Raw genomic sequence first — 12973 nt, 5'->3', positions numbered from 1 at the left:
GGGAAGGAGTTGTGGCAATGCTCACGAAATTCCCCACCGGCTCTGCGAGGGTGTTGATCAGGTCCAGGTGAGTGCGGCGGGCTTGACGGCGTGCGGGTCGGTCGCGGGTGATTCGGCGGGTCGCTGCGGAGACTTCGGGGTGGCGTTCGTAGTCTCGGGCCAGGCATCGGCAGACGGTCAGCCAGGCAAGGGTCCGTTGACCCGAAAGCCGGCTCCAGAACAGCACGGCGAGCCAAGCCAGCAGGGGACGGCTGCCGAGGTGGCGAAGGTTGACCAAGGCGCGGCCGGCGTCCTCTTAATCCGATGGTTCGTTGCACTGCAGAGCGCTCTTGAAGCGGTGGAGCGGCGGGCGGGAGCGGAAAGGTTACGCTGTGCTGAGACGTGTGTTGGGTGGTCGGTACCAGCCCGAGCGGTTGCTGGGCAGCGGTGGCATGGCCGCCGTGTGGCATGGCCGGGACCTGCGGCTGGACCGACCAGTGGCGATCAAGGTGCTGGCCGGGGCCGGCCTCACCGAACCTATGGCGCTGGAGCGCTTCGACCGCGAGGCGCGTTCGGCGGCGAGGTTGGCGCACCCCAACGTCGTCGGCGTGTACGACTTCGGCACCGACGATGGGGATCCCTATCTCGTCATGGAACTGGTGGAGGGCCGCAGCGTCTCGGCGCTGTTGGCTGAGGGCCCGTTACCGCTCGCCCAGGCGCTGACGATCGCGGTTCAGACCTGTGACGGGCTCAGCGCCGCACACACCGCGGGCGTGATCCACCGTGACATCAAGCCGGGGAACCTGATCCTTACGCCGACCGGCGTGGTGAAGATCTGCGACTTCGGTATCGCCCGTCTGCCGCACGCTGGGCAGAACACCCTCACCGGCGCGGCGACTGTCCTCGGGACCACCGCTTACATGGCACCGGAGCAGGCCAGCGCCGCCCCGCTCGACGCCCGAGCGGACCTGTATGCATTGGGCTGCACTGTCTATGCCCTGCTCGCCGGGGCTCCGCCCTTTACCGGCGATCCGCTAAGCGTCCTCCACCAGCACCGCAATCAGCCGCCCACGCCGCTGAGCGCCCGCCGCGACGGCATCCCGCTCGACCTCGATGCCCTGGCGGCCGAGTTGCTGGCGAAGAAGCCGGCCGACCGTCCGTCTGACGCCAGACAGGTGCGGGTGCGGTTCGCGGCTTTGTTGGGCACGCCGGACCTGGGTGCGTCGGCGGTAACCGTCCCGGGATTGCCGGGCGCGGCCGGTCCCGTGACCATGCCCAACATGGCGGTGGTCGCTGCGGGCGGACCACCTGCCGGTGTCCCGGATGTGTCGCGGGCAGATCGCGCGGCTCCGCCAGCGAAACAGCGCCGTCGTCGCGGCCCCGCCGGGATGGCGGCTGCAGTCGTCGCTGCCGTTCTTCTCGCCGTCGCAGCGATTGCCTGGCTGAACTCCGATCGATCGCGGCCGGCCGCGCAGGCCGTAGCGACGCCGACCCCCTCCGCGCCGCTTGTTGAGCCGGCGGTCGTAGTCGTACCTACGACAGCCGCGCCCACGACGAAAGCCCCGCGGACGCGGGCGTCGACAAGCGATCAGGTGGCGCCATCCCCGACGAGCACATCGCCCCGTCCAACCACGACCACGACCCCCACCGATCCCATCGTGGCGATGCGGTTGGCGATCCAGCATCAGGTGCAGACGGGACAACTCAACCCGGATGCTGCCAAGGACCTGCACAGCAAGGTCGATGCGATCGCCCGCCAGATCGCCGAGGGGGACACCGGCCGGGCGCAGGAGGAGAGTAAGAAGCTGCGGGACAAGCTCGACGACCTGTACAAAGGCGGCAAGCTCACCAAGCCCGGGCACGAGACGCTGACCGGCCACGTGGACCGGATCGACGCCAGGCTGGTGTAGGTGTGACCGGGCCAGGTCCATGTGATGCCCGGATAGCCTGACGGCGGCTTGCGGGGTGAAGATCTACGGACACAGATCCAGCACAACCAGGGCCGCCACCCCGGCCGGAGACCGGCTCGGCGACACCGGTCCCCTTATGGCGGCGCCGCGGCAGATTCCGTTTCAGCCTGGTCCGAATGCCGGGCATTGGGCGGCCAGGCCGTTGGAGGCATGAAAGGCCCCCGACGAGGTCCCCGAGACGAGTACGTCGATGACCTGCCCGTGTTGGTCGATCGCCCGGTATACGTACCGCCAGACCCCCTTGGACCTTGACGTAGGTTTCGTCGACGAGCCACCTGTCACCTTGTGAGTGCCGGCAAAACCGCGCGGCGTCGGCCAGCAGCGGCGTGAACCGCTGCACCCACAGGTAGACCGTGACGTGGTCGACCTGCACACCACGCTCGACCAGCAGCTCTTCAACGTCGCGGTAGGAGAGGTTGTACCGCTGGTACCACAGCAGCGCGACGACGATCACCTCTGCCGGGAACCGGAACCCGACGAACGCCGACTTCGGGGGCCAGCGGTTGTTGCATGAGGGATAGGTGACGCAGGCGAAGTAGCTGCGCACCTCAGGGACTGGCTGGTGGACAGAGGAGCGGGTCCACTAGCGGTAGCCGTAGGGGGCCCAGGCAGAGGTTGAGCATGGAGGGCTCCGGCGAGGGTGTCTCGATTGTCGGTTCCGGTCCGGTCGTTTGCGCCGGTGCGGTGGCCGGGGGTGGCGTCCTGGTCGGGGCCGGACCGGTGGTCGGGGCCGGATGGGCAGCCGTACCCGTTGCCGTGATCGCCGATGGGACGGAGCCGCCACCGCTCGCCCTGCCCTGGCGGGGCATCGATACGTCTACCCCTCGCGCGCGGCCTGGGCGGAACCGGCCAGAGCCAGGGACGAGAGAACGAACGCGCCGACCGCGGCGCCGAGAATTCTGAGCGTGCGCATAGAACCCCTTGGTTGAGTGTCGGTTCCCGCTCGCCGGCGGGAACTGGGCAGCCCGACAGGATCAACGACCGTCCGGACCAGGCACAACCCGAGGAGCTCTGCTATCAGTCATCAATCCGTGACGGTCACCTTTTCGGGCCGAGGACGGTCGGTCGCGCGGCCCACAGCATGCACGCTGGACGACAGAGCGGATCGGCTGTTCGGCCCATGCCCGGCTCCTGCACGCCTACCTCGCAGCGAAGTCCCGGGCACGGGCGAACTGCGAGGAGCCTGCTGCACGACCCTCGACGCCAACCAGGGAAGGGCGACCAGTGGAGACCGACATCCAGTACGCGTTGATGCAGGCGGCCTACGAGGCCTGGGACACCAACGGGGTTACACGTTGGCTTCACTTGATCTGTTCCATGATGCGGTTGCTCTACCGGCACTGACCGTGACGGTGGTGGCCGCGCAGCGAGCCACACTCTGCGCAGCCGACCGCTCCAACTGCAGCAGGGCCAGCGCCGACATCGCTTGGCGCGAAGCGGCCTGGCATGATCCAGGCGTGCGGAAGATGGTCGTCCTGGTCGGACTCGTCGTTTCGCTGACCGCCTGCGGGACGCTCGGCGATGGTGCCCGGAACAAGCGCTACGAGGTCAACTCCCCCACCATGGAGCCAACGATCACGGAAGGTTCGGTTGTCACCGCCAAGGTGGTGGAGTCGGGCGACTACCAACCGCGCACGGGCGACATTGTGGTGTTCGATCCACCGGACAGCCACGGCTGGAATCCGGATGGAACGCCACGAATCTTACGAGTGGTGGCGGTGCCCGGTGACACCATCGCCTGCTGCAACGCTCAGGGCCGGATCATCCGTAACGGCACCCCCCAGGACGAGCCCTACGTCACTGAACCGGCCTTCGGGGCCCCAGCGGCGTTCGAGTCCACCACCGTTCCCGCGGGCAAGCTTTACCTCCTCGGCGACTACCGAGAGGCGGCCAACGACTCCTCGCACAACGGCCCAGTGCCGGTGGAAAACGTGATCGGCGTCGTCAAGCGCTGAGCACACAGCCGGGGCGGTGTCTGGATTGCCAATGCCCACCGCGTCGATGATCACATGTCTCGCCGATCCGCGGCACGTCAGCACGCACTGTGGACCCCGAAGCGCGGAGAGGCCGGGGACTGTCACCCAACATCTGACACCGATCCGTCACCCATCTAATGGAGCCCGACATCGCCGGCATGCCACGCCGGCAGCCAGCTGGTTCGTACGCGTGTTCGAGTAGGGTCCTGGTAGTGGCGATACGTGGTCGCTGGTGGAACGGGAGCTGGGGCTGCATGGCCCGGCGCGACATCTGGCTGCTGTCGGACGGTCGGCTCGGGCGGGTCCGTGGCCGCCTCGGCGGTGATGGAGGGCAGGGGGTGTCGTACGACTTCACCGACGAGGCATCTGCCCGGGCGATGGTCGACCGGATGATGAAGACGTCGGCCGGCACCTGGCGGAATCTCACGGCGGCGGTTCGCCAGGAGTCCGACCGTCGCCAGATCCACTAGCCAGGTCGATCGGGCGCACCATCGACGGTTCCTTAACTGAGTAGCGTCGAACGCGAGGGCACAGTTGTCGGCCGACCAGGCATACCCATCCGCCAGACGGACGGGACGCCGGGAATACACTGCCCTCCCATGTCATCCGAGCAGGTCACCGTCGGCCCGGTCGAACTCAGCTACACCCTCACCAAGGACGACTGGCTCGACGGCTTCGTCGCCCACCGGCGCCACGTCCGGCGTCCTTGGCTGGTCCCGGTACTGATCGTCGCCGCGCTCGTCGGGCTCCTCCCTGGGCTCATCTCTTCTGACGGCTCCCGGGCCATGTCGGCGGCTGACGTCGCAGCCCTCGCCATGGTGGCTCTCGTCGGCATCGGGCTCGGCCTGCTGCTGTTTCGGCTCCTGGTCGCCGCCCGCTGGCTCTATCGCTGGCAGGTACGCCTGATCATGCGCGGGAATCCCTGGCTGTCCGAGTCCATCCGAGCCACCGTGGATGACACCGGGTTACGTCTCATCAGCGCAAGCCGGAGCGAAACGGCCGCGTGGTCCCAATACCTGCGGTATGTCGAGACGGACCGGTCGTTCGTTCTGCGCGCGTCTGAGCGGCTTGGTGCAGCGGTACTCGTGCTGCCTAAGCGCGGCCTCGTGACCGGCGATCCCGCGGGGCTACGGTCGTTGCTCGAGACCCACTGCCACCGTCGCGCTTGATTACCAGCCCAGCCCGTTCAGGAACACCCGCGCACCTGCGCGGCTCCACCCGAGCGAACCGGTCCGCGAAGCACCCGAGCAGCCCGCCCCAGGACCCGCGCTCCCGCGGGACAACGGTCGCTGGTGGGTAGCGCTCAACCGCATGCAGGCTCGGCTGATCGCTACCAACCCCGCAGAGGGAGTGAAGCTCCCGTGCGACCGGTCGCGAGATGTGAAGGCGGTCACGATCAGCCGGGAGGACTTCTTCGGCAAGCTGCTCCGGGCCGTGCCGGCCCGCCACCGGGCGGTCGTCTCCACCGCTGGCGGCGCGGGTCTGCGCCGGGGTGAGTGCACCGGGTTGGCCTGGTCGTCCGTCGACCTCGATCGTGCGCTGCTGCGCGTGGTCCAGGTTGCCGAGGAGACCCACGGCGGCATCCTCCTCCGCCCGTATCCAAAGAGCCGTGCTGGCGTCCGAACCGTGCCTCTGCCGAGTTTCCTGGTCTCCGCGCTGCGCCAGCTGCGGACCGAGACCGGAGATCCGGAGCCGCGAACCCTCGTCTTCCGCGACCGGATCGGCCGCCCGCTGCGCCGGTCGAACTTTCGCCGACGGGTCTGGCTGCCCTCGCTGGTCCGGGCCGGACTGCTAGGCCGGGTTCTCAACACCGGCCCGCATCGGTACCGCGCCGTGTGGCCAGACCGAGACGGCGTCGAGTGGTCGGCCGAGTTCACCACCGAGCGGGAGGCGGTCGCGTGCGTGGCGGCCAAGGCCGTCGGCGGGATGCGCTTCCACGATCTGCGGCACGCCTACGCCACCTGGCTGGTCACTGACGGCGTACCGATCAACCTGGTGCAGCGGGTCATGGGACACGAGCAGGCGTCCACGACGCTCAATCGTTATACGCACACTCCGGCCGACTATGCCGCTCGGATCTTGGATGCCTTTGCGCTGCCTGCTGACGATCTGCTGACTCCAGGGGTCAAACCGCCCAGCGAGGGCCTGTCTGACAGCACGGGAGACGACCTGTGACCAGCGGTGGAGCGTTTCCAGGAGAAAGGGACGACCCCCGTCGGGGGAGCCTGATCGCGGTAGCCAGTAAGTGTCAACAGGTGTCGTCCTACGCGCTCACGCTCGGCGTCGTTGCCGCTCCTCCTACCCGTCGTCGTCACGTGGTGCAGCCTTTGCTGACTCGCTGCTGACTTCCGCCTGAAGACGGCTGGCCCCGGCGCGCCGTGATCGTGGTCCTGGTCCCGATCGTCTCGGTCGTCCTGAACTCTGGCATGTCGGCGAGGCGCTCGCTGGCGGGCCGGCACGCGTCGTGAGCCTCGGCCGGTCGGCTGAGGGCTGTGATGGTGCCGTGGGTTGCTGTTGCCTGGTGGATGCAGCCTGCGTGCTCATCTTTCCTCCTCGGGATGCGATGAGTCGTTCCCTGCACCCCCTCACCCCGCTACCGCTTTCGGCCACGGCGCGGTTCGTGTTCATGGCGGGGGCGCCCTGCGTCTACCCGGGGCCCCGAGAGGTAACACCGATCCGCAGCTGGATGCCGGCTTCCCGGGGCCGTCGGGGTCGGCTCAGCGCAGGCCGTTGCGGATGGGGACGGAGATCAGTAGGTCCGGGTCGTCAGGTCACCAACTTAATCTCGTAAGACGGCAACATCCACCTAGCAGCGTCGGCGCAGGCCTGCAACCCGCGGAGGGCACGGTCTCGCCGGGCGCCATTCGGGGTAGCGCGGCTCCCACGGGACCCGCTAGCCTCCGCCCTCATGGCTACCTCCAACAAGATCAGCGAGTGGCGGACCAAGATTTTCGTCTGGATCGGCCTGCCCGTCATCGCCATCGCGGGGCTGATGTTCGGCGCATTCGATCTGGTTCCGGCATGGCAGGCGAAGGCCGGCCAGGGTACGCCGGGCACCTTCACCGCGGTCCGCGAGGACTGTGGGCGGCGCAGCTGCACCTGGTACGGCGACTTCGCCGCTACCGAGAATGGTGGCCAGCGGACCGACGTCATCCTCTACGACGAGCCCGACGGGCTGGCGGCAGGCGACACCGTCCCGGTGCGCGACACCGGTGCACGCAACGGCGTCTTCGCCACGGCGGGTGGGTCCACCTGGCTGCTGCTGACGGGGTTCGTCCTCGCGAGCGTGATCGCGGCCGTGGCCTGGGTCATCATCCTGGTGCGAACGGTCAGCCGGCGACGCGCGCCCGCCCCGACCGTCTGACATCTGCTCAGCTCATCCCGGCTGGAAGGCCGCTCCCGTCGATTGGGAGCGGCCTTCGCGTTCCAGCCCGCTCAGATCAACCACGTGGTCACATCCGGCCTGGTATCCCATCGTGTACGGCTCGAACACGGAAAGGCAGGCCAGGGCGCCCGCGGTGAGCCGGCGGCGGCCCGGGACCCGGGTGGTTGCCGGCGCCGGGGCAGCGCGGGCCGCCCGGAATGCCGCCAGCGCGGCCTGCTCCCCGGCCAGCTCCTCCGGGCGACCCGGGGATGCCGCTGCGGCGAGCAGTCCGGCGAGCCGGTCGGTCGGGGCGACGCTCGGTCCCGTTGTCGCGGCGGCGCGCGCTCCATCCAGGAGCCGATCGGCCTCGGCGCGGTCGGCGGGCCGGTCGGACCGGCGGAAACTCATCCTGAATCCCCTCACGTCAACCATCCGCCGGTTCGGCGTGCGGCGCCTGCCGGCGCTGGTCGTCGCGCTGCACCGGCGGCATCGTGCGCTCGGGCGCGGCGGGTGGCTGGTTCAAGTCGTTACGCTCGATCAGACCGGCGAGCCGCCGCAGCCCAGCGGTGCGCGGCGGTCCGCACCGCACCGGCCCGCCGCCGGAGGATCCGCCCGGAGGCCAGGGCCATGCTCGATCACTGCACCAGCGGACAGCACCGCGACGGCGATCTCGATGAGCGGATCGTCGCCTTCTACCGGGAACTCCGGACGCGGTATCCGGACGAGCCGCCGTTGCCCCCTGACTCGCCATGGATGTCTACTCACTCGCCGTGGGATCGATCACGTCTCGATGAACATCACCTGGTCGGCACACGGCACGGAGGCAGTCGAGGCCATCCTGGACCTGACGCAGCGGCACGGCCTGGTCCTCTACGACCCTCAGGGCGACGAGTTCACGGGCCCGCGAGCGGCCGCCTTGTAGCGGGCATGGCTGTAAAGCCATCCGTACAGCCCAGGACGCCAACCAACGCCGACGTTGCCCGACAGCGGCGGACGGTCTGACCAGCACCGCGGCTTCCCTACCAGTCCGCCATGATCTTCTTCTAATCCCAGAGCCGCCAGGCTTATGACATTCCACTACCGTGCGGCCCATGCTCAGGGAGTTTGGGCGGCGGGAGTTTTTCATGCTGATCGCATGGACTGGCGACGACGGTCCGGTGCCGGCCGAGGTTGACGTCGTCGACGTTGAGTACCGGGGCCGACTGGGGCACGCGTCGTCGTACGGCCTGCTAATGGCGCGTGCTGCCGACTCTCCGGGCGTCCAGATTGACCTCATTCCGATGCCCGTTGCGCTGTCCGTTCCATCTGATCAAGTCACGCTCGGGCTGACCGAGCCGGAGTACGCCGAGGCCCTTCACGCCGCAGGTCGCGACCTTGCTACGGGTCTGGTCATCAGAGGAATAGGCGAGGGCTTGTACGGCTCCTCGGCGGTGGTCTTCACCCGCCTGGTCGCTGTCATCTCGCTGTTGGTGGCAACGGGTGTCGAGTCAGCCGACGACGCTGATATCTGGGCAAGCTGGGACAACGCTTGGCCTTATCCGCTCCGGTAAGACGAGAGCACGGGCCATCTTTGTGACGCGAGCGATCCGGATCTAGTCCGCAAAAGGTCGACGGAGCGCGGGGGAGCAGTGTGAGACCGGTCGGCAGGGAACGCCATTTCCAGGGACTGGTGCGGCCGGTCGGTGTTGTACTCGTGCCGGAACGCATCCACCGCGGCCTGCGATGCTGGGCGGATTCCCTCGCCGGGCACCACAAGGGCTACCAGCCTTCCCGGACGGGGCCAAGGTCGTTCGGCTGGTGAGGCGCTTCACCTTGTCCCCGTCGGGAAGGCTGGACAGTCTGGCGACTGCCGGACGAGGAGATCCGCCAAGCTCCGGACAGGATCCTGCCCAAGCGACAGGTGTGCCTTCCGGTGAGTAGGCTTCTCCGTCATGCCCTCGGAGAACGTCACGGCCGACCCCGTGCAGCTGCACTACACGCTCACCTCGGACGACCTGCTCGACGGCTTTGCGGCCCATAACCGCAGCATTCCGCGTCCCTGGTATCTGCGGTGGCTGAGCACTCTCCTGACGGTCGGCCTGGTCGCCGTCATCTTCGTTTCCTCTGCGGTGTCTGGGGATTGGGCGCCAGGCACCGCTGTGATAGGTGCCGTCGTCGTGTTGGTTCTGGTGGTGCCCGTCACCGTTGGGTTCAGCCTGTTGCTGCGCCGGCTCTTCGGCGGCTCCCGCTGGATCTACCGGCTTCATGTTCGGCAGATCATGCGCGGCAATCCTGCGCTGTCCCAGCCCATGCAGGCCACGGTTACCGACACCGGGGTGCATCTCAGCAGCGCCGCCGGACAATCGACGACAAGTTGGGCTCCGTACCCGCTGCACGTCGAGACGGATAGGTCGTTCGTCCTGCTTGCATCGGAGCGGCGCGGTGGGGCCGTGCTCGTACTGCCGAAGCGGGGGCTTGGTGCGACGGGCCTGGCACCGCTGCGGTCGTTGCTCGCTGCCCACTCCCGCCGGCTCTCCTGACCAAAGAGATGCCGGCGGTGGCAGCCCGGCTACGCCTCGCTATCCGTGATTGCGGAATCCTCGCGGGTCGCGCTGCTGACGGAACGGGTAGAAGCGTCGGTAGACCGGGGGGACAAAAAGCAGGATCAAGACGATGATCGCCGCGCCCACGAGCAGGAGCGGCCCCATTGCGTCACCAACGAGGACCCAGGTTGGCGCCGAGGTATGCCGAGGCGTGATGTTGTTCGGGTCGTCTGGGTTTCCCGCGAAGGAACCCCGGCCCTTGATGAACGCCAGGCCGCAGCACAGAGCGAATGGGGCGGTCAGGACGCAGGTCGTTGCATGTGCCCACGTCCTGCCGCGCACGAGCCCCGTCATCGACAGCAGCAGGCCGGCCACGGCCAGGCCGGACAGAACCGAGGCCAGTTGGTCGAACACTTCGAGGCCGAGGTCGGCAAGACCATTCCGGTTGGCTGCCTCCGCTGGAGGCACGTAGTAGACCACGTCCCAATGCGTAAGGTCGTAGATCATCGTTGCGGCGTTGAGCGCCAGGCCGAGCACCAGCAGACCGACCGCGACCGCCGGTGCGAGCACGGGCCACCGCAATGTCGACGTCACGGCAAGCCCTGCCAATGACGGGCTCTCCTGAAGATCACCTGGCGGACGATACCCACACCAACCAGTCGGCAGGGTACGTCGACCGAGCTTGAGCAGCACGTTCAAGTGCACCCCAGTGGGTCTGCTCCGGCCCAAGACCGTTGATATGGTCCCGGCCGTGGCCCAACTCGATCCGCCTGGTCAACCCGGGCTGGCGCCTTACCCGTCCGCGCCGTCCGGCGACGGGAGGTCTCCTTACCGGCCGTATCCGCAGTACCAGCCCTACCCGCCGGTGATGCCCGACCCGGGCATGAACGGCTTCGCGGTGGCCTCCCTGGTGCTGGGGATCATTGGTGGGGTCCTGCTCAGCGTGATCTTCGGCATCGTCGCGCTCGTCCAGATGCGTACCCGGCCCTACCGCGGCAAAGGACTGGCGATCGCCGGCCTGGCGCTGTCTGGGGCCTGGATGCTGGGCCTGGCGGCACTGATCGTGGTGGCCATCGCATCGGGTGCCGACCGCGACGACGCCGGCGAGCTGACCGACGGCGGTTCGGTGAGCGCCCGGCAGTTGCGGCTGGGCGACTGTGTCAACGACCTCGAAGACAGCGACAACGTTCTCAGTCTGCCGGCGGTTCCCTGTGCGCAACCACACGAGGGCGAGGTCTTCGCCGCCTTCGCGTTGCCCGGAAGGGACTGGCCGGGCGAGGGGCACGTGTTGGAGAAGGCGGACCAGGGCTGCCAAGACCGTTTCGAGTCCTACGCCCCGACGGCAGACTTTGAATCCTTTGAACTCTTCGTTCTCTATCCGACGCAGCGAGCGTGGATGAGAGGCGACCATAATGTCACCTGCGTCGCGATGGATCCCGCCGGCAAGAGCAGCGGCTCCCTACGCGGCTGACCCCGCCGAGCGACAGGGCCACACCGCTGTGCCCGGCCCGTGCATCGCCAGGCAGCGGTGACAGTGCACCAGGAGCCATCCGAGCGAGGGAGACGAGGTGCCGTTCACCGGTGGTCACGTCGCGGCCGTGCTGCCGCTGGCGCGGTCAGCCTGGCGGGCGCCGTCGGCCCTCGTGCTCGGGAGCATGGTTCCCGACCTGCCCTACTACCTGCCGCTGCCGCTGCAGGCGGCCTGACCTGCTGGTTAGATCACGCTGTGACGACGGTGGAGGAGTTGCGCCGGACTGGTTACACCCAAGATCAAGATCAGACAGCCCCAGGTGTCGGTGGCCTCGCCGCCCGGTGGCGACACGTCACGGCTGGGCTCACCGAAACAGCCGCGGGATGCCCGGTCAGGTGGCCTTGACGAACGCCTCGGTGACGAGGGGATAGAGCTTGGCGACCATCGCCTGGGACTTCTTGAGGTTCCCGTCGCCGTCGGAGGCGTCCAGGTTGAGCACGTAGGAACCGCGCGCCATCATGATCGTGCACTGGCTGAGCGGGCCGTCGTCCGTCTGCTGGGTCTCGCAGAAGGTCACCACGTCCGGATTCGCCGGCACCCCAGCTGGGGTCCAGGGCACGATAGTTGAGGTCCTGCCGTCGCCCGTCCGATACGACCAGCACGTCTTCAACACCGGTCGCAGCTCGCCGATCAGCTTGCGGCCGGGCACGGTCAGGTAGCCGACGACGTGCTGGCGGATCCAGATCGGCGGCTTCACCCAGCGGCGTTCGCGACCAGCGGAGGCGAGTCGATCCGAGGGCAGGATGTCGCGACAGAGCGAACGCAGCCGCCAATCGTCGGAGTTCTCGCTGGTGTGCTCCGCCGTCTCCTGGCGAAACGTCGACAGGTCGGCGAGCGCGAGCCGCGCCTGCCGGCCCGCCTCCTCCTTGTTCTTCGGCGCGGGTCGAGGCGGTGGCGGCGCCGGCTTGGCCGTCGGCGAAGCGGGGGCCGCCGCCTGCCACCGCTCCCCGGCCGGCTCCGCGGCGCCACAGGCTGCGAGCCCGCCTACGACCAGCATCGACAGAATGATCGGCACAACAGGGCGACGCATCGCGGGGCGTTTCCTTCCGTAGGTGGACCGGGCCCGCCCGGGGCCCCAGTTCACCGGCGTCGCCGCGCCTGGCCGCGTTACGTCAGGCCGGCAGGTAGCCGAAGGTGCCCGGGGTCGGCGCCCTGCCGACCGGCCGGGCTCCGGTCGAGCGTGGTAATCCGATCCATGACCGCGTCGTCGAACTCGGAGTCGAAGATTTGGGGGTTGTCCTCGATTGGACGGACGCTGCGTCCCCGTCATCCCGCCGACGTACGCGCTCGGGGCGGCCCCTCCACACGGGCCCGGCCTCCGCGTCGGTCGGACCCGCTCTAACCGGCTGACGACGGCCACAACCGGCGCTAGACACACGGACGCCGGTGGAAGATTTCCGCAGGAAGAACCCCATGACCTCCCACGTCCCCGAGTCGTGGTGGTTGCCTGGGGGTCGAGGAGTCGGGTCATCCTAGAGCGGGTCGCCGTAGCGGATAGCCCGCTCAGGTTGGGTGATCGCGAAGGAACGACGCGCCGCTGCCTTCATGGCCGCCGCCCGCACCGCTTCCGGCCACACTCAGATAGCGCCGACCAGGCCCGGTGGTGGGGGCGCGCATGAGGGTTCTGGAAT

Annotated in this window: 14 protein-coding genes and 1 pseudogene; 11 read left to right on the top strand and 4 right to left on the bottom strand. The window is 68.3% G+C overall.

The window, feature by feature from the left end; all coding sequences use genetic code 11:
• Positions 1–371 precede the first annotated feature (371 nt).
• Positions 372–1889 (top strand): serine/threonine-protein kinase, encoded by a 1518-nt coding sequence (locus OG470_RS06015; RefSeq protein WP_328421573.1) that lies wholly within the window; start codon positions 372–374, stop codon positions 1887–1889.
• 234 nt (positions 1890–2123) lie between these two features.
• Here OG470_RS06015 and OG470_RS06010 read toward each other — a convergent pair.
• Positions 2124–2496, bottom strand: a pseudogene (locus tag OG470_RS06010) (IS6 family transposase); the annotation flags it as partial.
• 748 nt (positions 2497–3244) lie between these two features.
• Here OG470_RS06010 and lepB point away from each other — a divergent pair.
• The 5 genes from lepB (at position 3245) to OG470_RS05985 (ending at position 7289) form a co-directional block, all read left to right on the top strand.
• Entirely contained in the window at positions 3245–3904 is a 660-nt protein-coding gene (gene lepB / locus OG470_RS06005; protein WP_328421571.1) for a signal peptidase I, read from the top strand.
• A gap of 233 nt (positions 3905–4137) precedes the next feature.
• Positions 4138–4395 (top strand): hypothetical protein, encoded by a 258-nt coding sequence (locus tag OG470_RS06000; protein ID WP_328421570.1) that lies wholly within the window; start codon positions 4138–4140, stop codon positions 4393–4395.
• A 129-nt stretch (positions 4396–4524) separates the two neighbouring features.
• Positions 4525–5094 (top strand): YcxB family protein, encoded by a 570-nt coding sequence (locus tag OG470_RS05995; RefSeq protein WP_328421568.1) that lies wholly within the window; start codon positions 4525–4527, stop codon positions 5092–5094.
• Positions 5095–5236: 142 nt separating this feature from the next.
• Positions 5237–6100, top strand: a complete 864-nt coding sequence (locus OG470_RS05990) for a tyrosine-type recombinase/integrase (RefSeq protein WP_328421566.1) — start codon at positions 5237–5239, stop codon at positions 6098–6100.
• A gap of 733 nt (positions 6101–6833) precedes the next feature.
• A complete protein-coding gene (locus OG470_RS05985) occupies positions 6834–7289 on the top strand; it encodes a hypothetical protein (protein ID WP_328421564.1) in 456 nt (151 codons plus the stop codon).
• A gap of 12 nt (positions 7290–7301) precedes the next feature.
• Here OG470_RS05985 and OG470_RS05980 read toward each other — a convergent pair whose 3' ends face one another.
• The gene (locus OG470_RS05980; protein ID WP_328421563.1) at positions 7302–7697 is read right to left on the bottom strand and encodes a hypothetical protein; all 396 of its coding nucleotides are present in this window, start codon (positions 7695–7697) and stop codon (positions 7302–7304) included.
• Positions 7698–8079: 382 nt separating this feature from the next.
• On the opposite strand from OG470_RS05980, the gene OG470_RS05975 reads away from it, so the two are divergent.
• The 3 genes from OG470_RS05975 to OG470_RS05965 all read left to right on the top strand — a co-directional run bounded on the left by OG470_RS05975 (position 8080) and on the right by OG470_RS05965 (position 9808).
• A complete protein-coding gene (locus tag OG470_RS05975) occupies positions 8080–8211 on the top strand; it encodes a hypothetical protein (protein WP_328421561.1) in 132 nt (43 codons plus the stop codon).
• Positions 8212–8380: 169 nt separating this feature from the next.
• Positions 8381–8839, top strand: coding sequence for a hypothetical protein (locus tag OG470_RS05970; RefSeq protein ID WP_328421559.1), 459 nt, complete (start codon positions 8381–8383; stop codon positions 8837–8839).
• A 381-nt stretch (positions 8840–9220) separates the two neighbouring features.
• Positions 9221–9808 (top strand): hypothetical protein, encoded by a 588-nt coding sequence (locus tag OG470_RS05965; protein ID WP_328421557.1) that lies wholly within the window; start codon positions 9221–9223, stop codon positions 9806–9808.
• Positions 9809–9847: 39 nt separating this feature from the next.
• Here OG470_RS05965 and OG470_RS05960 read toward each other — a convergent pair whose 3' ends face one another.
• Positions 9848–10504 (bottom strand): hypothetical protein, encoded by a 657-nt coding sequence (locus OG470_RS05960; protein WP_328421555.1) that lies wholly within the window; start codon positions 10502–10504, stop codon positions 9848–9850.
• Positions 10505–10562: 58 nt separating this feature from the next.
• Here OG470_RS05960 and OG470_RS05955 point away from each other — a divergent pair, with 58 nt between their 5' ends.
• Both OG470_RS05955 and OG470_RS05950 read left to right on the top strand, forming a co-directional pair.
• The gene (locus OG470_RS05955) at positions 10563–11282 is read left to right on the top strand and encodes a DUF4190 domain-containing protein (RefSeq protein WP_328421553.1); all 720 of its coding nucleotides are present in this window, start codon (positions 10563–10565) and stop codon (positions 11280–11282) included.
• A gap of 97 nt (positions 11283–11379) precedes the next feature.
• The gene (locus OG470_RS05950; protein ID WP_328421551.1) at positions 11380–11517 is read left to right on the top strand and encodes a DUF4184 family protein; all 138 of its coding nucleotides are present in this window, start codon (positions 11380–11382) and stop codon (positions 11515–11517) included.
• A gap of 156 nt (positions 11518–11673) precedes the next feature.
• Here the strand turns inward: OG470_RS05950 and OG470_RS05945 are convergent, their stop codons facing one another.
• Entirely contained in the window at positions 11674–12339 is a 666-nt protein-coding gene (locus OG470_RS05945; RefSeq protein ID WP_328421549.1) for a hypothetical protein, read from the bottom strand.
• Positions 12340–12973 lie beyond the last annotated feature (634 nt).

The sequence above is a fragment of the Micromonospora sp. NBC_00389 genome, from assembly GCF_036059255.1.
Taxonomy (GTDB): Bacteria; Actinomycetota; Actinomycetes; order Mycobacteriales; family Micromonosporaceae; genus Micromonospora.
The sequence above is the reverse complement of the archived record's forward strand: the minus strand, read 5'-3'. Positions and strand labels throughout refer to the sequence as shown.

Coding starts and splice junctions, on each gene's coding strand:
- OG470_RS05995 (WP_328421568.1), top strand. CDS start 4,525: ATGTCATCCGAGCAGGTCACCGTCGGCCCGGTCGAACTCAGCTACACC.
- OG470_RS05945 (WP_328421549.1), bottom strand. CDS start 12,339: ATGCTGGTCGTAGGCGGGCTCGCAGCCTGTGGCGCCGCGGAGCCGGCC.
- OG470_RS05985 (WP_328421564.1), top strand. CDS start 6,834: ATGGCTACCTCCAACAAGATCAGCGAGTGGCGGACCAAGATTTTCGTC.
- OG470_RS05970 (WP_328421559.1), top strand. CDS start 8,381: ATGCTCAGGGAGTTTGGGCGGCGGGAGTTTTTCATGCTGATCGCATGG.
- OG470_RS05980 (WP_328421563.1), bottom strand. CDS start 7,697: ATGAGTTTCCGCCGGTCCGACCGGCCCGCCGACCGCGCCGAGGCCGAT.
- OG470_RS05975 (WP_328421561.1), top strand. CDS start 8,080: ATGAACATCACCTGGTCGGCACACGGCACGGAGGCAGTCGAGGCCATC.
- OG470_RS05965 (WP_328421557.1), top strand. CDS start 9,221: ATGCCCTCGGAGAACGTCACGGCCGACCCCGTGCAGCTGCACTACACG.
- OG470_RS05990 (WP_328421566.1), top strand. CDS start 5,237: ATGCAGGCTCGGCTGATCGCTACCAACCCCGCAGAGGGAGTGAAGCTC.